This is a genomic window from Bacillus sp. P14.5, from assembly GCF_003316765.1.
Lineage (GTDB): Bacteria > Bacillota > Bacilli > Bacillales > Bacillaceae_B > Rossellomorea.
In genome coordinates this window covers 51,164-75,021 of the sequence record NZ_NIJF01000039.1, presented here as the reverse complement: position 1 = coordinate 75,021, position 23,858 = coordinate 51,164, and the positions used below count along the sequence as shown (strand labels likewise).

Annotated in this window: 20 protein-coding genes, 3 tRNA genes and 1 pseudogene; 23 read left to right on the top strand and 1 reads right to left on the bottom strand. The window is 42.3% G+C overall.

Translation table 11 applies throughout. The features are described from left to right. Positions 1 to 11 precede the first annotated feature (11 nt). The 10 genes and pseudogenes from B9Z54_RS04750 (at position 12) to B9Z54_RS04695 (ending at position 10,108) form a co-directional block, all read left to right on the top strand. Positions 12 to 344, top strand: coding sequence for a PadR family transcriptional regulator (locus B9Z54_RS04750; RefSeq protein ID WP_113927348.1), 333 nt, complete (start codon positions 12 to 14; stop codon positions 342 to 344). Continuing rightward, on the top strand, positions 341 to 985 hold the full coding sequence (locus B9Z54_RS04745) for a DUF1129 family protein (RefSeq protein WP_113927347.1): 645 nt from the start codon (positions 341 to 343) through the stop codon (positions 983 to 985). The genes B9Z54_RS04750 and B9Z54_RS04745 overlap by 4 nt, the downstream gene beginning before the upstream one ends. A gap of 569 nt (positions 986 to 1,554) precedes the next feature. Then, positions 1,555 to 1,842, top strand: coding sequence for a 30S ribosomal protein S6 (gene rpsF / locus B9Z54_RS04735; protein ID WP_113927346.1), 288 nt, complete (start codon positions 1,555 to 1,557; stop codon positions 1,840 to 1,842). 77 nt (positions 1,843 to 1,919) lie between these two features. Next, entirely contained in the window at positions 1,920 to 2,465 is a 546-nt protein-coding gene (gene ssb, locus B9Z54_RS04730; RefSeq protein ID WP_113927345.1) for a single-stranded DNA-binding protein, read from the top strand. Between the two features lie 49 nt (positions 2,466 to 2,514). Beyond that, positions 2,515 to 2,748, top strand: a complete 234-nt coding sequence (rpsR, locus tag B9Z54_RS04725; protein WP_113927344.1) for a 30S ribosomal protein S18 — start codon at positions 2,515 to 2,517, stop codon at positions 2,746 to 2,748. 632 nt (positions 2,749 to 3,380) lie between these two features. Beyond that, positions 3,381 to 4,316 carry a YybS family protein gene (locus B9Z54_RS04715; RefSeq protein ID WP_113927342.1) on the top strand — a complete coding sequence of 312 codons (936 nt, stop codon included), beginning with the start codon at positions 3,381 to 3,383 and terminating at the stop codon, positions 4,314 to 4,316. A gap of 31 nt (positions 4,317 to 4,347) precedes the next feature. Further along, positions 4,348 to 6,321, top strand: a complete 1,974-nt coding sequence (locus B9Z54_RS04710; RefSeq protein WP_113927341.1) for a DHH family phosphoesterase — start codon at positions 4,348 to 4,350, stop codon at positions 6,319 to 6,321. Further along, positions 6,318 to 6,766, top strand: a pseudogene (gene rplI, locus B9Z54_RS04705) (50S ribosomal protein L9). The gene B9Z54_RS04710 and the pseudogene rplI overlap by 4 nt, the downstream one beginning before the upstream one ends. Positions 6,767 to 6,895: 129 nt before the next feature. Then, positions 6,896 to 8,260, top strand: a complete 1,365-nt coding sequence (dnaB, locus tag B9Z54_RS04700) for a replicative DNA helicase (protein ID WP_113927340.1) — start codon at positions 6,896 to 6,898, stop codon at positions 8,258 to 8,260. A 558-nt stretch (positions 8,261 to 8,818) separates the two neighbouring features. After that, positions 8,819 to 10,108, top strand: a complete 1,290-nt coding sequence (locus B9Z54_RS04695) for an adenylosuccinate synthase (RefSeq protein ID WP_113927339.1) — start codon at positions 8,819 to 8,821, stop codon at positions 10,106 to 10,108. A gap of 265 nt (positions 10,109 to 10,373) precedes the next feature. Here the strand turns inward: B9Z54_RS04695 and B9Z54_RS04690 are convergent, their stop codons facing one another. Next, a complete protein-coding gene (locus B9Z54_RS04690; protein ID WP_113927338.1) occupies positions 10,374 to 11,438 on the bottom strand; it encodes an ion channel in 1,065 nt (354 codons plus the stop codon). A 1,105-nt stretch (positions 11,439 to 12,543) separates the two neighbouring features. Here B9Z54_RS04690 and B9Z54_RS04685 point away from each other — a divergent pair. The 13 genes from B9Z54_RS04685 (at position 12,544) to yiaA (ending at position 23,858) form a co-directional block, all read left to right on the top strand. Continuing rightward, positions 12,544 to 12,618, top strand: a tRNA-Glu gene (locus tag B9Z54_RS04685). Between the two features lie 107 nt (positions 12,619 to 12,725). Beyond that, a tRNA-Asp gene (locus tag B9Z54_RS04680) sits at positions 12,726 to 12,802 on the top strand. A 322-nt stretch (positions 12,803 to 13,124) separates the two neighbouring features. Beyond that, positions 13,125 to 13,197 (top strand) — tRNA-Phe (locus tag B9Z54_RS04675). Positions 13,198 to 13,511: 314 nt separating this feature from the next. Continuing rightward, a complete protein-coding gene (locus tag B9Z54_RS04670; RefSeq protein WP_113927337.1) occupies positions 13,512 to 14,960 on the top strand; it encodes a M23 family metallopeptidase in 1,449 nt (482 codons plus the stop codon). Positions 14,961 to 15,467: 507 nt separating this feature from the next. Continuing rightward, positions 15,468 to 16,178 carry a response regulator YycF gene (yycF, locus tag B9Z54_RS04665; RefSeq protein WP_113927336.1) on the top strand — a complete coding sequence of 237 codons (711 nt, stop codon included), beginning with the start codon at positions 15,468 to 15,470 and terminating at the stop codon, positions 16,176 to 16,178. Between the two features lie 49 nt (positions 16,179 to 16,227). Then, a complete protein-coding gene (walK, locus tag B9Z54_RS04660) occupies positions 16,228 to 18,003 on the top strand; it encodes a cell wall metabolism sensor histidine kinase WalK (protein ID WP_481747779.1) in 1,776 nt (591 codons plus the stop codon). Beyond that, the gene (locus B9Z54_RS04655) at positions 18,000 to 19,319 is read left to right on the top strand and encodes a YycH family regulatory protein (protein ID WP_162785091.1); all 1,320 of its coding nucleotides are present in this window, start codon (positions 18,000 to 18,002) and stop codon (positions 19,317 to 19,319) included. The genes walK and B9Z54_RS04655 overlap by 4 nt, the downstream gene beginning before the upstream one ends. After that, a complete protein-coding gene (locus tag B9Z54_RS04650) occupies positions 19,306 to 20,115 on the top strand; it encodes a two-component system regulatory protein YycI (RefSeq protein WP_162785090.1) in 810 nt (269 codons plus the stop codon). The genes B9Z54_RS04655 and B9Z54_RS04650 overlap by 14 nt, the downstream gene beginning before the upstream one ends. A 5-nt stretch (positions 20,116 to 20,120) precedes the next feature. Continuing rightward, positions 20,121 to 20,915: an MBL fold metallo-hydrolase gene (locus B9Z54_RS04645; RefSeq protein WP_113927332.1), complete on the top strand. Its 795-nt coding sequence runs from the start codon at positions 20,121 to 20,123 to the stop codon at positions 20,913 to 20,915. Positions 20,916 to 21,145: 230 nt separating this feature from the next. Further along, positions 21,146 to 22,366, top strand: a complete 1,221-nt coding sequence (locus B9Z54_RS04640) for a S1C family serine protease (RefSeq protein ID WP_113927331.1) — start codon at positions 21,146 to 21,148, stop codon at positions 22,364 to 22,366. Between the two features lie 119 nt (positions 22,367 to 22,485). Next, positions 22,486 to 22,644: a CxxH/CxxC protein gene (locus B9Z54_RS04635; protein WP_113927330.1), complete on the top strand. Its 159-nt coding sequence runs from the start codon at positions 22,486 to 22,488 to the stop codon at positions 22,642 to 22,644. A 94-nt stretch (positions 22,645 to 22,738) separates the two neighbouring features. Beyond that, positions 22,739 to 23,218: a 23S rRNA (pseudouridine(1915)-N(3))-methyltransferase RlmH gene (rlmH, locus tag B9Z54_RS04630; protein WP_113927329.1), complete on the top strand. Its 480-nt coding sequence runs from the start codon at positions 22,739 to 22,741 to the stop codon at positions 23,216 to 23,218. Positions 23,219 to 23,387: 169 nt separating this feature from the next. Next, positions 23,388 to 23,858: an inner membrane protein YiaA gene (gene yiaA, locus B9Z54_RS04625; protein ID WP_113927328.1), complete on the top strand. Its 471-nt coding sequence runs from the start codon at positions 23,388 to 23,390 to the stop codon at positions 23,856 to 23,858.

Genomic DNA, 23,858 nt, shown 5'->3' with positions numbered 1-23,858 from the left:
GATGCAGACACGTGTCATTAAAAAGTCAGATGTTAAAAGGCATTTTGGAAGGATGTATCCTTGCCATCATTCATGAAAGTCCCACCTATGGATACGAACTGTATGTGAAATTATCCCGGAGAGGCATGGATACTGTTAGCGAAGGCTCGATCTACCCTGTTTTATTGCGTCTCCAGAAAGAAGGATTAATTCAGGGAAAGATGAAAAAATCCGACAGCGGCCCCAACCGGAAATATTACACCCTTACCGCTGCAGGTGAAAATGCTCTTGAACAATTCAGTGTTGAGTGGAAGAAATTAAGCGCTTCAGTAGATTCAATCTTTAAAGGAGGGGAAAACCAATGACAGCCAAGGAAATGATCCAGCTGAATAATGAAAGAAGAGAAAAGCTGAATAAAGAAAACAAAAAGTACTACGAAGATATGCTTCTTTACATCAGGATGAGTGATGTTGAGGAACGGGACGGAGAAGAACTTCTTCTTGAAATCCTTGAACACCTTTTGGAAGCCCAGGAAAATGGACAGACTGCTGAGGAAGTGTTTGGAGATCAGCCGAAGAAATACTGTGATGAGCTTTTGAGAGATTTGCCAAAAGAGCCAGTAAAGAACAAATTATGGTTGTACTTTTATATTACTGCCTCAGGTATGGGATGGTATTTTCTGGTGGACGGAGTCTTCTCTCTCTTCATGCCGCCTGAAAAAGGACTCCCTCTTACCCCAATCATAGTTTCAATTATATTCTTTGGGGCTGTTGTACTGTTACTCTTAAAACTGATGAAGTGGGCAACATATAAAAAGAGAGCTAATCTGTGGCTGATGTCTATGGGGGCACTTATCTTCATGGGTTGGACTGGACTGCTTGTCTATCTTGAACTGCAGGATGCATTTCAATATGAAATGGCATGGCCGATGTACACCTCATTGGTCATCGCGGTAATTTTATTCAGTTTATCCTGGATCTTGCGGCATAGAGTTATTAAGTTTTAAAAAGGGCTGCTTCTATAGCTCAGTAGAGTGAATGAAAAGTAATCACCCTGGAATGGTCCCTCAAAGTATCTTTCGGTTAATATTTTCAATTACGCATAAGGCTTTCTTGAAAAAATCATAACTAATCCCACCTAGGGGAGTCGTACGGCTGAAGCGGAAATCCATTAGTAGCTCAATTCTTGCGAAAAGATCTTTACGAAAGGCTATTTCCAAAAGATTGTTGCGTTTGCAATGCTATTTTACCCTCCTCCCTTTTTCCAAAAAAGGATTGGAGCGGATGGCGTGCGACCTCCTGCGGTACTAGCGGGACAGGTGAGACCCCGCAGGCGAAGCCGAGGAGGCTCAACGCCCGCCCGCGGAGTCGCACGCCTGGAGCGGAAATCCATTACTTTCAACAGACAAAATCTTTACGAAAAAATTGTATTAAAAAGAAAGAAAGTTAATGTATTCCGCGTGCTATTGCATTAACTCGTCCACTATGATATAATTCTAACTTGTGAGTAATAATATATTGCTCCTTGCTCTTCTGCCGAGAAGAGCCGCATAGACCACAAGGAGGTGACTACAAGATGAGAAAGTACGAAGTTATGTACATTATCCGTCCAAACGTAGATGATGAAACTAAAAAATCTGTTGTTGATCGTTTCGATAACGTTCTAACATCAAATGGCGCGGAAATCATCGAGTCGAAAGAGTGGGGTAAACGTCGTTTAGCTTATGAAATCAATGACTTCCGTGATGGATACTACCAATTGGTAAAAATCCATTCTAACACAGAAGCGGTTTCTGAGTTCGATCGTTTAGCTAAGATCTCTGACGATATCATCCGTCATATCGTAATCAAAGAAGAAGAATAATCCAAACGTTTTTTGAAAACGAATGCTTCTGACTTGTTTCACGTGAAACAAACGTTAGAAGGAAGGGGTTGATTCTGATGATGAACCGAGTAATATTAGTGGGTCGACTAACCAAAGATCCAGAACTGAAATACACTCCTAACGGGGTGCCCGTGGCTACATTCACGCTTGCAGTGAATCGTACTTTTACGAATCAGCAGGGTGAACGTGAAGCGGACTTCATTAATTGCGTTGTATGGCGTCGTCCAGCCGAAAACGTGGCTAACTTCTTGAAAAAAGGAAGCCTAGCCGGTGTTGACGGCCGAGTCCAAACTCGTAATTTCGAGGGGCAGGATGGCAAGCGTGTCTTCATGACTGAAGTCGTTGCTGAATCGGTTCAATTCCTTGAGCCTAAGAACTCAAGCCAAGGCGGCGGTTCTGGTTACCAAGGCGAACGCAGCGGCAGCAACAATTATGGCGGCGGTCAGAAACAGCAGCAAGACTATTCATATAGTCAAAATCAGAATCAGCGCAATAATAACAACAGCAATAACAACAACCAGAACTATACGCGTGTGGATAATGACCCATTCGCAAATGACGGTCAGCCGATCGACATTTCGGATGACGATCTTCCATTCTAAATTTCTATATATGAAGCAATGAAAATAATAAGCAAGGAGGCGATTTGTAATGGCAATGCGCAGAGGCGGAAAAAGACGTCGTAAAGTGTGTTACTTCACTTCAAACGGAATTACACACATCGACTATAAAGATGTAGATCTTTTGAAAAAATTTATCTCTGAGCGCGGAAAAATCCTTCCACGTCGTGTGACAGGAACTAGCGCTAAATATCAACGCAGACTTACTCGTGCAATTAAACGCTCACGTACTATGGCTTTACTTCCATATGTTGTAGGTGAATAATTGAAATTAAAGGAACAGCAGGATTACTTCTGCTGTTCCTTTTTATCTTTCTAAAGGGGTATGAACTTATCTCTTGGGTATTTAGATTTTTCCCTAAATGGGGAGAGCTGTCTTGTTCTTTCTTGCCAGTTAACTTCCGGTGAATTGTATAATGATACTTTCCGGAATTTATATTTTATAGCAAGAAAGTTTATTTTTAAAACGTTTCGAAAGGTGATTTTCTCAAGGTTTGCATGCATTCATTATTAGATATACTGATGAGAAGGCAAGTTCGCCGGCAGCATTTGAGAAAGTCGCTTTTGCATAATTATAAAGAAACTGTTATGTTCAAAGGCAATGAATTGAATCTGCAAGGAAATACCGATAAAATTAGGGGTGTTTCCTTGACTATAGGAAATGAAAATCTAAGAAGCGTGTCTTCTGTTAAGGCTGTTTTCGCATTTGATTGTTGCTTTTGGATATCCGCGGATATGAAGGATTTCTTCTATAAACGGAGGCTGTAGCTCTTTTCTTTCTTGCTTACCAGGATTTTTGGGGGAATTACGGCATTATTTTCCGAATTACATATTAAATAGCAACAAAGTTAACGAAAAGAGCCTCTGTTAAAGATTCAGAATTGTGGGGGTGTCCAAGTGAAAAACGCCCGTACACTTACGGAAGGAGCATTATTGCTCGCAATATATACTGTTTTAATGTTGATGACTGCCTATTTGCCGGTCATCAGCACCATTACAATATTTTTTTTGGTGCTTCCATTCATTATTTACAGCGAGAAACATGGGATCAAGCCGGCATTGATAATGCTTGCGGCTGCTCTCTTTATTTCCTTAATGGCAGGGGTATTTCTTCTAACCCTTCCTTTAACGCTTTCCTTTGGAACTGTGGGTATCATTATCGGATGGATGCTGAAAAATAAAAAATCCAAAATGATGATTTATCTGGTGACCAGTATCGTCCTTTTGGTCAGTACCGTATTTCAGTATATTGTTTCCATTCTATTTCTCGGGATGAATGTAATCGAAGAGTCCAAAGATCAGTCTCAAAAATTATTATCAGACGCTATCCAGCGTGCAGAAGCATTGGGACAGCCGATTCCTCCAGAGAGAATAGAGGAAATTCGCGCATCTATGGAGCAATTTGAGATTATAATTCCATCCATCTTTTTGATTCTCGCTTTTGGTATGATGCTCATTATCATCAGTGTGAATTTTCCACTGCTTAGAAAAATCGGGATCCAATCAGCCAAGTTTCCCTCTTTCAGATATTGGAAGCTTCCACAAAGCATAGTATGGTATTATTTAATTACATTGATTCTGATGATTACGGTAAGACCTGAGATGGGTACATATCTTCACTGGACACTGTTCAACCTTTTTTATGTGCTTCAGCTGCTGCTGTTTGTACAAGGTCTTTCGTTTATTTATTTCTTTGCCTATTTAAAAAAGTGGCCGAAGGGATTAATGATTTTAATTATCGTATTAGCGTTTCCGCTTTATGAGTTCGTAAGGATTATAGGTATAATTGATTTAGGATTTGATCTTAGACAGCGCCTTCAACGTAAGTCATAAGGTTAGCATTCTTATTTGAGGAGCTGAAATCATGACATCTAACTATAAAAAACGATTGGTCAGGTATCCGCTTTATGGGCTGGCAGCCATTTCTGTCCTTGTCCTGGCAGCTGCTGCCTTCTATAATTGGTGGATTTCCCTTGCTGGGTTCGTCCTGCTGGCCGCCGTATTTTATATTGCGTTTTACTATGAAAAGAAGACCTATCAATCAACAGAAGAATATATTTCGACCCTCTCCTACCGTTTGAAAAGAGTCGGAGAAGAGGCATTAATGGAGATGCCGATTGGGATTATGCTCATTAATGATGATTACTATATTGAGTGGACGAATCCGTTCATGGCTTCTTGTTTCAATGAAGACACATTGGTGGGACGTTCGCTTTATGATGTAGCCGATTCCGTTGTGCCATTGATCAAGCAGGAAGTGGATACGGAAGTCGTTACGCTTAATGAGCGCAAATTCCGTGTCATTTTGAAGCTTGAGGAAAGGCTCCTTTATTTCTTTGATGTGACAGAACAAACGGAAATCGAAAAGCAATATGAAGAAGAACGAACGGCAATTGCTATCATATTCCTGGATAATTACGATGAGCTTACTCAAGGAATGGACGATCAGACGCGAAGCAGTTTGAACAGCATGGTTACATCCATCCTGAATAAGTGGGCAAAGGATTCCGGCGTTCTCCTCAAGCGGATTTCCTCAGAAAGATTCATAGCGGTTTTCAATGAGAAGATCCTTCAGCAATTGGAAAAAGATAAGTTTTCGATTCTCGATGATGTCAGGGATACAACCTCCAAGCAAAATGTGCCGCTTACCCTGAGCCTTGGAGTCGGAACCGGGGTATCGACACTGCCTGAACTCGGCACCCTTGCGCAGTCAAGCCTCGACCTTGCCCTTGGGCGCGGCGGTGACCAGGTGGCGATCAAGCAGCCAAATGGGAAAGTGAAATTCTATGGAGGAAAAACAAATCCAATGGAGAAACGGACCAGGGTTCGTGCCCGCGTGATTTCACATGCCTTGAAGGAGCTTATGGTGGAGAGCGACAAAGTCATTGTAATGGGTCACAGGATGCCTGACATGGATGCGATTGGAGCTGCCATCGGAGTTCGCAAAGTGGCTCAGATGAACCAGAAGGAGGGCTATGTGGTCGTTAATTTCAATGAAATCGACAATGGCGTGAAACGATTGATGAATGAAATAAAATCGAATCCTGACCTGCATTCCAAGTTCATTACTCCTGAAGCAGCATTGGACCTCATGACTGATGATACACTGCTTGTGGTTGTGGACACTCATAAACCTTCCCTGGTTATTGAGGAAAGGCTATTGCAGAGGGCTGAACGGGTTGTTATCATTGACCATCACCGACGCGGCGAAGACTTTATCAAGAATCCTCTGCTTGTTTACATGGAGCCATACGCCTCCTCTACAGCAGAGCTTGTAACCGAGCTGCTGGAATACCAGCCGAAGCACGAAAAAATTTCGATGATGGAAGCCACAGCTCTTTTGGCGGGCATCATCGTCGATACAAAGAGCTTCACCTTGAGAACAGGGTCCAGAACATTTGATGCCGCCTCTTACCTTAGAGGACAGGGCGCAGATACAGTGCTGGTCCAAAAGTTCCTGAAAGAAGACGTGGAAACGTATATCAAGCGTTCCCGGTTGATTGAAACAGTGGACTTCTATTACGATGGAGTGGCGATTGCCAAGGGTGAGGAAGATATTATCTACGACCCTGTATTGATCGCCCAGGCTGCTGATACACTTCTGACGATGGATGGCGTCGTTGCCTCTTTTGTTCTATCAAAAAGAACAGATGACCTTGTCGGAATCAGTGCCCGCTCTCTTGGTGAAGTGAACGTTCAAATTATTATGGAAACACTCCAGGGCGGAGGACATTTAACCAATGCCGCTACACAGCTTCCCGGCATTACCGTTGGGGAAGCTGAATACAGCCTTAAGGCGGCCTTGGATGAATACTTTGAAGGGGGAAAAGAATCATGAAAGTAATTTTTCTTAAAGATGTTAAAGGAAAAGGAAAAAAGGAGAAGTGAAGAATGTGGCAGATGGGTATGCCCATAACTTCCTCATCAAGCAAGGACTTGCTGTAGAAGCAACAAATTCCAGTGTAAGCCAATTGGAAGGCCAGAAAAATAAAGAAAAGAAACAAGCCCAGGAAGAGCTGGAAGATGCAAAGAATCTGAAAGCAACACTGGAAGAGCTCACAGTGGAAATGAAAGCAAAATCAGGTGAAGGCGGACGTCTCTTCGGCTCAATCACAAGCAAGCAAATTGCAGATCAGTTGAAGAAATCCCATAAAATCAAAGTGGACAAACGCAAAATCGAAATGAACGATGCCATCCGTTCATTGGGCTTCACTAATGTGCCTGTTAAACTTCACCAAGATGTAACAGCCACTTTGAAAGTGCATGTTACAGAAGAAAACTAATATTGGAAATCGATTTTACCGAAAAACGTGTTAAAATAGAATAGACTTATATAAATGTGATCTGGTAGGGTATGCCGGTCACATTTTTTCTATTGAAAAAAATCCTTCTCTCTGGAGGTTTTACATTATATGAATGAAATATTGTCCAATCACGTTCCACCGCAAAATATAGAAGCTGAGCAGGCGGTCCTTGGTGCCATTTTCCTTGAGCCAAGCACCTTGACCCAGGCATCTGAATCACTCATCCCCGAAGATTTCTACCGCAGTTCGCACCAGAAGATCTTCAATGTCATGCTGAATCTGAGTGACAAGGGAAAAGCAGTCGACTTGATCACTGTCACTGAAGAGCTCTCTGCCATAAAAGAGCTTGAGGATGTCGGCGGAGTATCTTATTTGAGTGAATTGGCAGGCTCTGTCCCAACAGCGGCCAATATTGAATATTACGCCAAGATCGTCGAAGAAAAATCCCTGCTCAGAAGGCTGATCCGGACAGCAACGACCATCGCTCAAGATGGCTATTCCCGAGAGGATGAAGTCGATGCTCTTTTAAGTGAAGCCGAGAAAAATATCATGGAAGTTGCACAGCGTAAAAACGCCGGGGCGTTCCATGACATTAAGGATGTACTGGTGAAGGCCTATGATAATATTGAGCTCCTTCATAATCGTACAGAAGATGTTACCGGCATCCCAACCGGCTTCGCCGACCTGGATGAAATGACGGCAGGCTTCCAGCGGAATGACCTGATCATTGTTGCGGCCCGTCCTTCCGTTGGTAAGACGGCCTTCGCTCTTAATATTGCGCAGAATGTTGCCGTGAAAACGGATGAGAACGTCGCAATTTTCAGTTTGGAGATGGGTGCCGAACAGCTTGTCATGCGTATGCTTTGTGCAGAAGGAAACATCAATGCCCAGAACCTGCGTACAGGATCGCTGACAGATGAAGATTGGCGTAAACTGACAATGGCAATGGGAAGCCTATCAAATGCTGGGATTTACATCGATGACACCCCAGGCATCAAAATCGGTGAAATCCGTTCCAAATGCCGCCGCCTTAAGCAGGAACAAGGCCTTGGAATGGTTCTGATCGACTACTTGCAGCTGATCCAGGGAAGCGGACGCTCCGGCGAGAACCGCCAGCAGGAAGTATCGGAAATTTCCCGTGAGCTCAAAGGTCTTGCCCGTGAACTGGAAGTGCCCGTCATCGCCTTGTCCCAGCTGTCCCGTGGAGTGGAGCAACGCCAAGATAAGCGTCCGATGATGTCAGATATCCGTGAATCCGGAAGTATCGAGCAGGATGCCGATATCGTGGCCTTCTTATACCGTGATGACTACTATGACAAAGAATCAGAGAATAAGAACATCATAGAAATCATCATCGCCAAGCAGCGTAACGGCCCGGTCGGTACCGTATCTCTTGCCTTTGTTAAAGAATATAACAAGTTCGTCAACCTGGAAAGAAGGTATGATGACGCAGGTGTTCCGCCTGGTGCATAAAGAGTCGAGGGATTCCCCCTTGGCTCTTTTTTGTATGGATATACAGCGGTATGGGGTAGCTATGTAGCCGTGTCCTTCATGTAAACCGTGAGTGATACCAGAGTGGGAAAACGGGCTCTGGTGTCTCTCGTGGGCTTCTTGAGAGACACCTGAAGGGTGAAAAAAGGGTTCAGGTGTCCTTCGTGAACATCTCGAGGGACACCAGGAGAGCGAAAAGTGGGTTTAGGTGTCCTTCATGAACATCTCGAGAGACACCAGGAGAACAAAAACAGCCCTCAGATATCCCTTATGAACATCTGAAAGACACAACAAGGCGAAAAAAGAACCCTAAAATCTAAACCACAACTTTTACACTAAAACATTAAATTAGGACTAATAGATTTCCCGGTATCTTCGCAAACTAAAGAGTAAAAGGAAAGAAGACCTAGTTTTTACGAACAAATAAAATAATCATTGGAAACAATGTTCGTGTTTTCATTGACTTGTCCTTCTTTTAACTGATAAAATAAGGTTGTTTGATAAGAGAACGATTAATTAACCCTAGCGGAGGTGCCATTTATGTCTTCAGTAGTAGTTGTAGGAACACAGTGGGGAGACGAAGGAAAAGGAAAGATTACCGACTTCCTTTCAGAAAATGCTGAGGTAATTGCACGATATCAAGGTGGAAATAACGCAGGCCATACAATCAAATTTGATGGTGAAACTTATAAATTACATATTATTCCATCAGGAATCTTCTATAAAGAGAAAACATCAGTCATAGGAAACGGAATGGTCGTCGATCCAAAGGCACTTGTAAAAGAGCTTAAGTATCTGCATGACCGTAACGTTACAACTGATAACTTACGCATCAGCAACCGAGCGCACGTTATTCTTCCATATCATTTAAAATTGGATGAAGTAGAAGAAAAACGCAAAGGTGCAAATAAGATCGGAACAACGAAAAAAGGAATCGGTCCTGCATACATGGATAAAGCTGCCCGCAGTGGAATTCGAATTGCTGATTTGCTTGATTATGAATCTTTTAAAGAAAAACTGACGCGTAATCTTGAAGAAAAGAACCGTTTGTTAGAGCGCTTTTATGAAACAGAAGGATTTGCAATCGAGGAAATCCTTGATGAGTATTATGAATATGGACAGCAGGTTAAAAAATATGTTTGTGATACATCTGTTGTATTGAATGATGCCCTGGATGAAGGTCGCCGTGTCCTGTTTGAAGGCGCACAAGGTGTCATGCTTGATATCGATCAAGGTACATATCCATTCGTTACATCCTCTAACCCTGTTGCAGGAGGGGTGACTATAGGTTCAGGGGTAGGCCCGACAAAGATTTCCCATGTTGTAGGTGTATCCAAGGCTTACACGACTCGTGTAGGTGACGGTCCTTTCCCGACTGAACTGAACAATGAAATCGGAGACCAAATCCGTGAAGTCGGCCGTGAATATGGTACGACCACAGGACGTCCGCGCCGTGTCGGCTGGTTTGACAGTGTCGTGGTTAGGCATGCCCGCCGTGTAAGTGGAATGACGGACCTCTCTCTTAACTCGATTGATGTCCTTACTGGAATAGAGAACCTGAAAATCTGTACGGCTTATAAATATAAGGGTGAGGTTATCAATGAATTTCCTGCCAACCTGAATATCCTTGCAGAGTGCGAACCTGTTTATGAAGAGCTTCCTGGTTGGACGGAAGATATCACAGGCTGCAAAACATTGAGCGACCTCCCAGAAAACGCACGACACTATCTTGAGCGTGTTTCCCAGTTGACGGGCATTCCTTTGTCCATCTTCTCTGTAGGACCTGACCGCTCCCAGACCAACGTAGTAAGAAGTGTATGGGCTAAATAATGATACAAAAAAGCTTGAGGCAGTGTCCTCAAGCTTTTTTGATTTGTTTTTTTATTAGGCTCTTTTCGTAAACATTGTTGCTATTTGATACTAATTCCTAAAAGGTAACCATATTAAGAGGGGGAAATCTGGGAACACCGAATAGAAAAGAGCTACTCTCCCCCGATAGGAGATAAAACGCTTAGTATCCGGGGAAAAATCCGGTTCTTGGGATTTTTCCGAAAGCAACAATATATGCGAAAACAGCCTTTTATTATAAAAGAACTTAAGTTGCGGATTCTGTCCGTAATGTTTGATACACTTGATCATCACAGATTATGTACAGTACATCCTCTTTTTGGAGCTTCTTCTCTGCGGCGTTGCTGAAATCCATATCTTCATTGACCGCAATCAGGACTGCTCCACTTTCAAACAGGGCATGCGAGGCATCCTTATATGTATGCCAATCTTTTAAAGGAAAGAATTCATGAATATTTTTCCCGAATTTTTTGCTCAATAGCTGCCTGAACAAGCCAGTAGTTCCGGGCTGCAGGGTGGCCTTTGCCATCAAGAGCGATACAGAATCATTCGATAGGATGAAATCATCCACCTCGATATGGTTGAACAGCGGAATATTCTTCTCCTCCATCACTTCCACTACAGAATGGATATTCGCTTTATGCTTTTTAGCCAAAGCTTCTACAGCGGAGGCAATCAGTAAAGACTTTCCGTCTGCCAGAACAGGCTTCGTGATAGTTAAATCCGAAAATATTGCAACCCGGTCTGCTTCCAAAATATTTGCCTTCATCAATACCTCTTCATCTGATGCATCGCCGCTTATAAAATGAACCTGGTCATGAGTAAACGGAGTATTGTCTAACTGCTCGATCACCACAATTTGTTTATCACCTTTATGCGCAAGTACTTCCTTAATTGCACGTTCCGTTCTCGAAGACCATCCGATGTAGATGAAATGTCCTTTATTTTTAAACAAAAGCTTTCCCTCCCTTTTTAACGTATTAAAGGTAGCGAGAACATCCATAATTTTGCTGATTAAAAGTCCGATAATTCCAATGCCAAAGATGAAAAGAAAGACACCAAGGATTCTTCCGGAAACTGTTGTAGGATAGTAATCACCATATCCGACAGTAGTCAAAGTGGTCATCGTCCACCAGAATCCCTCAAAAAGAGTCGGAAAGTTTTCGGGTTCGAGATAATGAATGGAAACTGTTCCAAACAAAACTATAGCAAGTGAAAGGAACAGGATGACACTAAAGTCCATCTTGGACACTTTCTTCCATAACCTAATGAAAATGGTCACTCCATTGCACCTCCTGTTGTTTCTTTCCATATTAACATGAATTGATATAACAAGTTGATATGGCGAGACCTATCTGCATCCTAATTTTATTACGGACCCGACTCCTGGATACATATCTTTAGTGAAAATCACCAACTCATGTCTCCACCCCGCGCCTCTGGATACATATCTTGGCTGAAAACCTTCAACTCATGTGCCCACCCCGCGCCTCTGGATACATATCTTCAAAGAAAACCTTCAACTCATGTATCCACCCCGGTCCTCTGGGTACATATCTTCGCTGAAAATCACCAACTCATGTATCCACCTCGCGCCTTTGGATACATATCTTCATAGAAACCATCAACTCATGTATCCACCCGGTCCCCTGGATACATATCTTCACTGAAAATCATCAACTCATGTATCCACCCCGCGCCGTTGGATACATATCTTCGCTGAAAACCACTAACTCATGTATCCACTCCGCGCCTCTGGATACATATTTTGGCTGAAAACCTCCACTCATGTGCCAACCCAACGCCTCTGGATACATATCTTGGCTGAAAACCTTCAACTCATGTACCCACACCATACCTTTGGGTACATATCTTCGCTGAAAACCACAAACTCATGTCCCCACCCCGGTCCTCTGGGTACATATCTTCGCTGAAAATCACCAACTCATGTATCCACTTCGCGCCTTTGGATACATATCTTCATAGAAAACCATCAACTCATGTATCCACCTCGGGCCTCTGGATACATATCTTCGCTGAAAACCACCAACTCATGTATCCACCCCGCGCCTCTGGATACATATCTTCGCTGAAAACCAACAACTCATGTCCCCACCTCGGGCCTCTGGATACATATCTTCGCTGAAAATCACCAACTCATGTACCGACCCCGCGCTTCTGGCTATATATCTCTGTTTAAAAACTGCCACTCATGTACTTACAAAATCAAAGGAATTCATTACAAAAATTTACATTCTTGTGTCAGCCCACAAGTATGTACTTGACTCTCCTAAACTCAGACACAACAAAGCAATTCAGACAGAATTAAATTATTTCGACATTATTTTCAAAAAGATATTGCCTAGATTCTATTTTATGTGATACTATTATCTTCGTTGCTCCAAACAAACAAAAACGGCCCATTGGTCAAGCGGTTAAGACACCGCCCTTTCACGGCGGTAACACGGGTTCGAATCCCGTATGGGTCACCAAGTTTTTTTACTCCGCTTCGCTTTAAAAGCGAAGTAAATCTCATCGACAAAGTATTATATAGTCCTTTCTTTAAGGATTGATATTTTGCTTGTCAGCAAAAATCTTTGGTCCGGTAGTTCAGTTGGTTAGAATGCCTGCCTGTCACGCAGGAGGTCGCGGGTTCGAGTCCCGTCCGGACCGCCATTTACATATTATGATTTATTATTTCAATTCCAGTTCAAACTAAGAAGGTTTCGATAAGCAAGAAGGTCGAGGAAGCAACTGAATGAACACCGGAGTGCACTGACAGGTGCATGAGGATGTGAATGAGGGCGCTGACGAAGAGATTCGCAGCTTAGCGGAAGCCGAAACTAATACGGCTCAGTAGCTCAGTTGGTAGAGCACGTCCGAATAAGCTTCAAAAAATAAACTTCAGCGTACAGCTCGAGCTGCACCTTGAATAAGCTTCCTGAGAGCTGGACGATCAATTATCATTTTAACTTTCCTTTAGGAAATATACTATTATGGCTCAGTAGCTCAGTTGGTAGAGCAATGGACTGAAAATCCATGTGTCGGCGGTTCGATTCCGTCCTGAGCCATCACCTAAAAAGCATTGCGACGACATGACTCTCGCGATGCTTTTTTATTTTTTCTTTTTAATGTCACATGCCAAAATTCCCCTATACTAATACCCACGTTCTTTTTTAGTATATTCCTCGTTAATTACAACCAAAAGGCATATTTTGTAACTTATTATACAATTATGTTACATTATGAAAACGTTTCTCCCTTGTTGTCAGAATTATGGTAGATTATAAAAGTATCATTTTAAATTAAACTTATTTTTTAGGTATAAGAGACTAATGTTTGTTTTGCTGATGGTTTCTTTGTCTTTAGCTAGGAGGAAAGACCGATGACTTGGAGAAATTCCGTTCATTCATCTAAAGAAGAAAGTCCAAATAACTTAATACATAAATCTGTTAATCTGCTAAAAAGAGCGGCAATGACAACACTAGCCTTGTCTGCCCTTACAATTGGTTCTGCTGCTGCAAACGATGACGCAAAGCTTAAAACGGTTTATCATGTTTATATGGGGACAGAATATGTCGGCTCGGTAACGGATAAATCTGCTGTTGAGAAGGCTATCGAAAGCAAGCTTGATGCAGAAGAAGAAAAATATGATTCTATTGAATTGCAAATTGATCGAGAGATTTCTTATATTCCTGAACAAGTATTCAGGGCATCAGCCGATAATGAAAAAGTTATTGAACACCTGAATCAGTCTGTAAAAGCAGAAGCAAAGGCTGTTTCCATCTCATTCGGCGACAAACCGGCAGTTCTTGTCAAAGATGAGCAAGAGGCTGAACAGGCACTGAAAAAACTAAAGCTTAAATTTGTTTCAGAAGAAGAATTAAAAGAGTTGGAAGAAGGAACACCGGATTCCAACGAGGATACGAAATTGATTTCAGTAAAGCTTTCAGAGGAAGCCGAGCTTAAAGAAGCAAATGCTGCGCCTGAAGAAATCAAGAGTGCCGATGAAGCGGTGGAGTTTCTTATGAAGGGAACTCTTGAAGAAAAGAAATATAAAGTTCAAGAGGGGGATGTTTTGGGAAGCATTGCCCAAAAGCATGAGCTTACTTCCGGTAAACTGCTGGAATTAAACCCTGAATTGAATGAAGACAGTGTGCTTCAGATCGACGACGAAGTCAATGTGACAGTATTCAAGCCTTTAGTCAATGTAACAGTCGAAAAAGAACAATCTGCAGTTGAGACAGTCCCTTATGAAAAAGAAGTTATCGAAGATGATACTTTAAATAAAGGCGATATAAAAGTGAAGCAGGAAGGACAAGATGGTGAAAAGGCCATTACCTACCTGACAACTGAAGAAAATGGTACTCAAGTTAACCGTATAGTCAAGGATGAAAAAGTGACGAAAGAACCCGTAAAGTATATTGTCATCAAAGGTACTAAAGTGACTCCTTCAAGGGGCTCTGGAAGTTTTTCATGGCCGACAAACGGAGGGTATGTATCTTCCAAAGTCGGACAGCGATGGGGAAAAATGCATAAAGGCATAGACATTGCACGTCCAAACAACCTGACAATCAAATCCATAGATAATGGAACAGTTGTATCAGCAGGCTGGGATTCTGGCGGATATGGAAACAAAGTCGTTATCGACCATAACAATGGCTACCGTTCCGTTTACGCACACTTGAGCAGCATCAGTGTTTCAGCTGGACAGACTGTATCAGCCGGTTCCTCGATCGGAAACATGGGGAAAACAGGACAATCAACAGGTGTTCACTTGCACTTGGAAGTTTATAAAAATGGCGCGATGGTTGATCCTTTAAGCCTCTTTTAATAATTGAACGTATTTGACGAATTCAATGCCTCTGGCCGCTCAGGCCCGGAGGCTTTTCTTTATAATAGGCTGATTTCGTATAATTGTGGTTTTAAAAAAATCCCAAGAGCCGGATTCAGTTCTTTTCTTTCTTGTTTACCAGAATATTTCCATTTAATTATTGTGCTATTTTTCGAAATTCATATTGACGAAAAGAACCTTAAACCTTGTTAGGAGGTGAGCATGGCCCAGATACACCATTACTGCTAATTTGCTCCACTTCCATTGGTTTCTTTATGCTTTATATATTACCCGGGAGATAAAAGCTGCAAACCTAATATGATTTGATAATACGTTATAGAGGCAATCATCCTCTAATTCCAGATAAAAGATGAATTAAAAGCAATTAAATGATAAATTAGAATCAACCCTGCATTCATAAGCATGCGGGTTTGTACCATAATACTAACTAGTAGAAAAAACTTCACTGAAATAAAAGCTAATTTGAGATAAAGGAGATTAGGGACTATGGATAAGAAGATACTTGTAGTTGATGATGAGAAGCCGATTGCTGATATACTGCAGTTTAACCTGAAGAAAGAGGGCTATGAAGTTCATTGCGCATATGACGGCGATGAGGCGGTCAAGATGGCGGAAGAAATCAAGCCTGACCTTGTATTGCTTGATATTATGCTGCCTAACCGTGATGGGATGGAAGTCTGCCGTGAAATCAGGAAGAAATATGAAATGCCGATCATTATGCTGACGGCTAAAGATTCCGAAATTGACAAGGTCCTTGGCCTTGAGCTGGGTGCTGATGACTATGTCACCAAACCATTCAGCACGAGGGAACTGATTGCGCGTGTTAAAGCGAACATGAGAAGGCATCAGCATGGGGCTGCACAGCAGGCGGAAGAAGCAGGTTCGAATGAAATTGCGGTTGGTTCCCTAGTCATCCATCCAGATGCATATATTGTTTCTAAAAGAGGAGATACAATTGAGCTGACACACCGTGAGTTTGAGCTTCTTCACTACTTGGCTAAACATATCGGACAAGTCATGACACGAGAACATCTTCTGCAAACTGTGTGGGGGTATGACTATTACGGCGACGTCCGGACAGTGGATGTGACGGTAAGGCGCCTGCGCGAAAAAATCGAAGATAATCCTAGCCATCCTAATTGGATCGTCACACGAAGAGGAGTCGGCTATTATTTACGCAATCCAGAACAGGAGTAATTAAATGAAGAAAGTAGGCATTACCCGTTCGATCCATCTTAAGTTTGTTTTGATTTATGTCCTGCTTATCCTTCTGGCCATGCAAATCATTGGGGTTTACTTTGTCCGTGAACTGGAAGATAAGCTGATCACCAATTTCACCAGTAATATCAAAGAGAATGTAAATTTTTTAGAATATAATGTCAGCGAAGAGATGCTCAAGGAAAGGACAGATGACGATCCCTCTCTTGAAAAAGATATTGATCGGCTGCTTACAGATTTTAGAGGCTCCGATGTATCTGAAGTGAGGGTCATCGACAGCAAGTCCCGGATCCTCGGTACTTCCCAAAATGATAATCTTGATACAGTCGGACAGCGAACGACTGATACGATGATAAAGCGGGTGCTGGCTACAGGAAAAGAAATAGACGAAGCGTACATTGATAAGACCGGGAGCCGTATATGGGTGTACACCTCGCCAATCACCAATGGCGATGAGGAAATTGGTGCGGTTTATATCATTGCCAAGATTGAAAATGTGTATCAGCAGCTGGAAGAAATTAACGAGATTTTTTCTACAGGAACAGCCATTGCCCTTGTGATCACAGCCATTCTGGGGGTGCTTCTGGGGCAGACTGTTACCAGGCCGATTTCTGATATGAGGAAACAGGCTCTTGCGATGGCAAAAGGAAATTTCTCAAGGAAAGTAAAAGTATACGGGTATGATGAGATTGGCCAGCTGGCCATCACGTTTAACAATTTAACAAAGAGGCTTCAAGAAGCACAAGCAACAACTGAAGGAGAAAGAAGGAAGCTCTCGTCTGTCCTTTCCTATATGACGGACGGCGTTATTGCGACCGACCGTAAAGGAAGGGTCATCTTAATTAATGATCCGGCAGCCAAGATGCTGAATGTTTCACGTGAAACAGTTCTTTCACAGCCCCTTGTATCACTGTTGGGGCTTGATGAAGAGTATACCTTTGAGGATTTATCAAATGAGCAGGACTCCATTATTTTGGATTATAGTACGAAAGAACAGCCCTATATACTTAGAGCTAATTTCTCTGTCATCCAAAAGGAAACCGGCTTTGTAAATGGAATTATAACAGTCCTTCATGATATAACGGAACAGGAAAAAATTGATATGGAGCGAAGGGATTTCGTATCCAATGTTTCTCATGAATTGAGGACACCTTTGACAACGATGAGAAGCTACTTGGAAGCATTGGCAGAAGGGGCCTGGCAGGATGAAGAGATTGCCCCGCGTTTCCTGGACGTTACCCAAAATGAAACGGAACGCATGATCCGCCTTGTGAATGATTTGCTTCAGCTATCCAAAATGGACAGTAAGGATTATCGTTTTAATAAAGAGTGGATCGAGTTTGTTGGCTTCTTCCATCAGATTATCGACCGCTTTGAAATGTCCAAAAATCAAAATGTCGATTTTAAGAGACAGCTACCGGAAAAGGCCCTGTTTGTGGATATCGATAAAGATAAGTTGACCCAGGTGCTTGATAATATCATTTCCAATGCATTGAAGTATTCACCCGAAGGCGGCTTGATTACATTCAGTGTCACAGAAAAAGAAGGACATATATTAATAAGTGTTTCTGACCAGGGGCTCGGCATTCCCCAAGATAATTTGACCAAAATCTTTGAACGCTTTTACCGGGTCGATAAAGCCCGTTCGAGACAAATGGGAGGCACTGGACTGGGTCTTGCCATTGCAAAAGAGATGATTACAGCTCATGGAGGAAATGTATGGGCTGAAAGTAAGGAAGGAAAAGGGACAACCATTTCATTTACTCTTCCTTATGACAGTACACAAGAGGATGAATGGCTATGAAGTATGAACAAATAAAATCCATCACACTGACCTTGCTTGTGGTTTCCAGTATATTTTTGACATGGAGCTTATGGACTTACCAGCCCAGCTTAGAACCGATTGATGAAAGCAATATTACGGAAGATATAATAATCGGCGATCAAAAGGAGCTGAATGAAGTTATTCTGCCTCTTAAACTGCTTTATCATCGCAGTGATAAAACCTATGGTACCCAGAGGCAGTTTGAAATGGAAAATATGATTGAACAAATGGCCTCATGGAATGTCTATGAACTAACCAATATATCCGGGTCGCTGTCGAATGCAGAATTCATGGAATTAGTCCATGGAGGAGACAGAGCGGAAATCATATTTTCAGACCTCATTTCTTTTGAGGTGTTCAAGAATGTTTTGAAATTCCAGGATAACCAGCTGCCCCAGGATACATTTGACCGGATGGTTGTTAAAACGAGAAATGATTCAGAAGAATTTGGGACGGTTTACTTTGTCTCTTATGCAAAGCAAAGGGTTTATGAAAGCCGGATTAACAACGCGACTGTTCAGTCTTTTGAACGTGATTTTGCAGCTAAATCTCTTAAACATCCTGAATACTTTGGATTTGATGCTACTGATACACGCAGAATTTACCTTCCTGAAAATTCAGTGGACCTGAACAGCTATCAGTATGTTAACGATCAAGATACATTAAATCAATATGTTGACGCTTTATTCAGCAAGCCATCTTTAGTGAGTCATGAATTCACCAATAATGGAGAGGAATTCAATGATGATTCCAGTCTGATGAGGGTAAATGTCCATAATAAGACCTTTTCTTTTGTGAATATAGAAGAAGAAGCGGAAGGCGAGGCCAGTGTTACCAACCTTATCACCCAGACAAGTGATTTCATCAATGATCATGGCGGCTGGCCGATTGATTACTCTTACCGGTATTTCGCAGTGAGTAAGCCTCAGAGGAAGGTACTGTATCGGATGTTCATGCATGATCTTCCTGTCTTCAGTGAAAGCGGCATGGCTGAATACTCGGTTGTCTTGGGTAAGGTGAATATTTATAAATACTCCAGGCCATATACGAGTTTAGATGGTGTTTCCACAGAAACCAGCAGTGTCACCCTCCCTTCAGGAAGAAAAGTGCTGGATCATCTGATGGGAGACAATATTAAACCGGAGCAGATTGAAGAAATCGTTCAGGGTTTTAAACTGGCCAACGATGTTTCTAACCTCGTCGTTCTGGAGCCTGCCTGGTACTATAAGTACGCTGGCTCATGGATCAGGATCCAGTCAGAAGATGTGGGGAGGGTTCCTATTGGATTGGAGTAAAACAAAAACGATTTTCATCATTGTGTTTCTGATTTTGGACATTTTCCTGTTAACACTCTTCATAAACAAGTATAATGAAAGCCAGTACGATTTTCTCAGTGAGACAAAACTCGAGGATCGGCTTCAGGTTGATAATATAAAGTATGAGCTGCCTCTTTCGAAAGATCCTGAGAAACAACCATATATAAATGCCATAACTAAGGCTTTCACAGCTGAAGATATCAAGGAATTGAAAGATCAATCAGTCGAAATAATTGATTCGACTATGATTTCTTCCAAGTTTGAAGAAAGTGAATATGTATTAAGTGAAAAGTTCAAGCCGGAAGAGCTTACTGATTTTATAAACAAGAATATCCTTAACGGGGATGCTTATTCGTTCTGGGGCGTTGATGAAGAACAGCAGAGAATCCTGTATTATCAGAATTACAAAGAAAAGCCTATTTTCAACAATATTAATGGCGAATTGGCGATTTATTTTGATGAGGATCGAAAAATTGTCTCTTATACCCAAACCTTAATGACGGACTTTGAAGAGTTCACCGAAAAGAAATCGGTCATCACGCCGATCCAGGCGGTGGAGACACTGTATTCCAAGAAGAAGGTACTTCCTGACAGTTCAATCGGGACACCGGAAATCGGCTTCTATACCTTGGTACCGGAGGCAGAGAGACAGGTTTTGAGTCCCGCCTGGCATTTTATCGTTACAAGAGAAGGGGAAGAGGAACATCATTTCGTCAATGCCTTTGAGGGCAATATCATCGAGTTTACCAATACAGAAAAAGAAATACTGGAGTGAGAGAAATGTCTATGCATTTTAGTGTACTTGCGAGCGGAAGTACTGGAAATGCCATTTTTGTTGAAACAGGCCAGAACTCATTCCTCGTGGATGCTGGTCTAAGCGGAAAACAAATGGAAGCCTTATTTCAGAAGATTGGACGGAATATTAAAGATCTAACTGGGATTCTGGTTACGCATGAACATAGTGACCATATAAAAGGGATCGGTATCCTGGCCAGAAAGTACGGTCTTCCTATCTATGCAAATGAAAAAACGTGGAAGGCGATGGATCCTTTAATCGGTAATGTACCGCTGGAGCAGAAATTCGAGTTCGGTATGGAAAAGGTCCAAACATTCGGCTCATTGGATATCGAATCATTCGGAGTTTCCCATGACGCTGCGGAACCAATGTTCTACACTTTCCACCATGAGGGCAGGAAGCTGGTCCTGGTGACGGACACAGGATATGTCAGCGACCGCATGAAGGGCATCATCTCTAATGCCAATACGTATGTATTTGAAAGCAACCATGACGTGGACATGCTTAGAATGTGCCGTTATCCGTGGAGCATCAAACGCCGTATCCTCAGTGATGTAGGCCATGTTTCCAATGAGGATGCAGCCATTGCAATGAGTGAAGTGTTTGGTGACCAGACGAAAAGCATCTATCTTGCTCACTTGAGTAAAGATAATAATATGAAAGACCTGGCGCGCATGAGTGTTTCGCAAACGCTTGAATCAAGAGGGATCAGAGTCGGCGAGCAGTTCAATCTTCTCGATACCGATCCAAAAATCCCGACGGAGCTTGTAGCCATCTAAGGTGTTTAGTCCCTTAGGATAAAAGGGAATTAAAAGATGAAAGTCCGCTGGGCTTTCATCTTTTTTTGTATATTTTTGAACAAAAAAGAAATTAGTCTACAGAAACGCGCTCCAAGTGGATAAATCCCAAAATATTTTATAAAATGAAAGCAAAATTCCATTTTACCTGACTATATTTTTGAATATGAAGGAAAAATATTAATGATGTAGAGGAAAGGGTGTATCAGTGGATGGGTTATTACGACCAGGATTATGAAAATACAAGATCCAAACAGAAAGGAAACCGCGGCGGCTATTTCCTGGCAAGCCTTGTAGGGATTATATTAGGGGCAGTACTCGTCATTGTGGCATTGCCTAAATTGGCTGATTGGGATGTTCTTCCCTATAATCCGGGCAGCAATTTGGCTGAGACAGATGAAAACTATCATAACGGACAAAATGGAGAAAGCAGAAATCTTTCGGTAAATGTTACCACTGATGTAACGGAAGCCGTACAAAAAGCGGAAGATGCGGTTGTAGGCATAAGCAATATTCGTTCGCAAAGCTTTTGGGAGCAGACCGGCCAGGAGTCAGGTACTGGATCTGGTGTCATCTATAAGAAAGCTGGCGGAAAAGCTTACATAGCTACTAACTTTCATGTCATCCAAGGAGCTGACCAGCTTGAAGTAACACTTTCAGATGGTACCAAGCTGCCTGCCCAATTGAGAGGCGGCGATGTCTGGACAGACCTTGCTGTTCTTGAAGTGGAAGCAGCAGAAATTGAAGCGGTAGCTGAATTCGGCAACTCAGATGAGCTAAGGACAGGAGAGCCGGTTCTAGCAATAGGAAACCCGTTAGGACTTGCTTTCTCAGGCTCGGTTACTCAAGGCATTATCTCAGGCCTTGAGCGTACCATTCCTGTCGATGTGAATCAGGATGGAATGGAAGACTGGCAGGCAGAGGTCATCCAGACCGATGCAGCCATCAATCCTGGGAATAGTGGAGGCGCCCTAGTAAATATAGCCGGCCAGCTTATCGGAATCAATTCGATGAAGATTGCCCAGGAGGCAGTTGAAGGTATCGGACTGGCGATTCCAATCAATGCAGCGCAGCCTATTATAGAGGACCTTGAAGAATTTGGTGAAGTTAAACGTCCGGCAATGGGAGTCTCGCTGGAAAATGTCAACGAAATCACAGCCTATCACCAGCAAGAAACACTGAAGCTTCCTGAGGATATTAAAGACGGAGTGATGGTCCGCCAAGTTGTACCAAACTCTCCTGCGGCTCAAGCGGGGCTTCAGGAACTTGATGTCATCGTGGAGCTTGATGGTGAAAAGATCAGCGATATTATCCAGCTTCGCAAGCACCTTTATAATGAAAAAGAAGTCGGCGATCAAATGGAAGTGACAATATACAGAAATGGCGAGCAGCAAACCGTTCAAATGAAGTTGGCGGATGAATCTCGTCTATAGTGTGGATAACTCAAAAGCAGGAAGGTGCCCAGCACTTTCCTGCTTTATTTTTTAATGATATGATGACTTGTGGATAAATTAATAAGAAAATGATCTGGGTTAAGAGCGGAGGGAAAAGTATGATCTATTGCTGCATGGAACATGTTGAGCTTGCGATGGACATCATTGTGGATGAATATGAAGTTGCTCCAAAATTGGAACAATTAACAGCTGAGCAAAACTTATCCACAACTTGTGAATATTGCGATGAAGCAGCAGAATATATTGTGGCGAACTGATATTCGCATACGATATGTGGATAGTAATTGTGGATATGTGTATAACTTCTGTGGATAACGTGTTTGTAAATTGGTTGTAAAGCGAGTGTGAATTGTGAATATCTCTATTGTGACGGTTGGAAAATTAAAAGAAAAATATCTTAAGCAAGGAATCGATGAATATTTAAAACGTCTTAGTGCATACGCAAAGGTCGAAGTCATTGAAGTTTCCGACGAAAAAGCACCCGAAGAATTAAGTGAAACGGAAATGATTCAAGTTAAAGGAAAAGAAGGAGAGCGGATCTTGGCAAAAATCCCGCCCGATGCCCATGTCATTGCATTGGCCATCGAAGGGAAAATGAGAACCTCAGAAGACCTCGCTGATAACCTGGATAAGCTTGCGACTTACGGAAAAAGCAAAATAGCCTTTGTTATTGGGGGCTCTCTGGGTTTGAGTGATGAAGTATTGAAGCGCTCCAATGAGATGCTGTCTTTTTCGAAGATGACCTTTCCCCATCAGTTGATGAGGCTGATACTGGTTGAGCAGGTTTATCGGGCTTTTCGGATTAATCGGGGTGAACCGTATCATAAATAGAGAAATAGCTCTATCCGCCGATAGGTTTCCTCTTATTGATATAAGTCAGTCATTTTCTTTAATTTCACTTAATAATTTTCAGGCATAATCTGTCATAAATTGTTATAATATTACTTACAGTGAGTGTGTTAGCGACTGTATGGTGAGTGATAATAAAGGGGAGCGGAGAATGACTGAATTTAATGAAAACCCGTTGGTGAACAGGGATGAAAAGAAACCTAAGATCAAGGTGGAAAGAAAAGAAGGGGAACCTACTTCTGCTTTTAAAGGAGCAAGCTGGGCAGCTTTGGTTGTAGGTGTATCGGCTTATCTGATTGGTCTGTTCAATGCTGGAATGGAATTGAATGAAAAGGGGTATTACTTTGCTGTATTGGTATTCGGCCTTTACGCATCTATATCCCTGCAAAAGGCAGTAAGGGATAAGGAAGAAGATATCCCGGTTTCGGGGATCTATTACGGGCTAAGCTGGTTTGCCGTGATTGTAGCCATCTCTTTGATGGCAATCGGCCTTTATAACGCTGGCAGCATCATCTTAAGTGAAAAAGGATTTTATGCAATGTCATTTGTTCTTAGCCTATTTGCGGCAATCACTATTCAGAAAAATATTCGGGATACACAGGTGGCTAGAGAAAGAGAATGA

Coding starts and splice junctions, on each gene's coding strand:
- B9Z54_RS04745 (WP_113927347.1), top strand. CDS start 341: ATGACAGCCAAGGAAATGATCCAGCTGAATAATGAAAGAAGAGAAAAG.
- rpsF (WP_113927346.1), top strand. CDS start 1,555: ATGAGAAAGTACGAAGTTATGTACATTATCCGTCCAAACGTAGATGAT.
- ssb (WP_113927345.1), top strand. CDS start 1,920: ATGATGAACCGAGTAATATTAGTGGGTCGACTAACCAAAGATCCAGAA.
- rpsR (WP_113927344.1), top strand. CDS start 2,515: ATGGCAATGCGCAGAGGCGGAAAAAGACGTCGTAAAGTGTGTTACTTC.
- B9Z54_RS04710 (WP_113927341.1), top strand. CDS start 4,348: ATGACATCTAACTATAAAAAACGATTGGTCAGGTATCCGCTTTATGGG.
- dnaB (WP_113927340.1), top strand. CDS start 6,896: ATGAATGAAATATTGTCCAATCACGTTCCACCGCAAAATATAGAAGCT.
- B9Z54_RS04695 (WP_113927339.1), top strand. CDS start 8,819: ATGTCTTCAGTAGTAGTTGTAGGAACACAGTGGGGAGACGAAGGAAAA.
- B9Z54_RS04690 (WP_113927338.1), bottom strand. CDS start 11,438: ATGGAAAGAAACAACAGGAGGTGCAATGGAGTGACCATTTTCATTAGG.
- B9Z54_RS04670 (WP_113927337.1), top strand. CDS start 13,512: ATGACTTGGAGAAATTCCGTTCATTCATCTAAAGAAGAAAGTCCAAAT.
- yycF (WP_113927336.1), top strand. CDS start 15,468: ATGGATAAGAAGATACTTGTAGTTGATGATGAGAAGCCGATTGCTGAT.
- B9Z54_RS04655 (WP_162785091.1), top strand. CDS start 18,000: ATGAAGTATGAACAAATAAAATCCATCACACTGACCTTGCTTGTGGTT.
- B9Z54_RS04645 (WP_113927332.1), top strand. CDS start 20,121: ATGTCTATGCATTTTAGTGTACTTGCGAGCGGAAGTACTGGAAATGCC.
- B9Z54_RS04640 (WP_113927331.1), top strand. CDS start 21,146: ATGGGTTATTACGACCAGGATTATGAAAATACAAGATCCAAACAGAAA.
- B9Z54_RS04635 (WP_113927330.1), top strand. CDS start 22,486: ATGATCTATTGCTGCATGGAACATGTTGAGCTTGCGATGGACATCATT.
- yiaA (WP_113927328.1), top strand. CDS start 23,388: ATGACTGAATTTAATGAAAACCCGTTGGTGAACAGGGATGAAAAGAAA.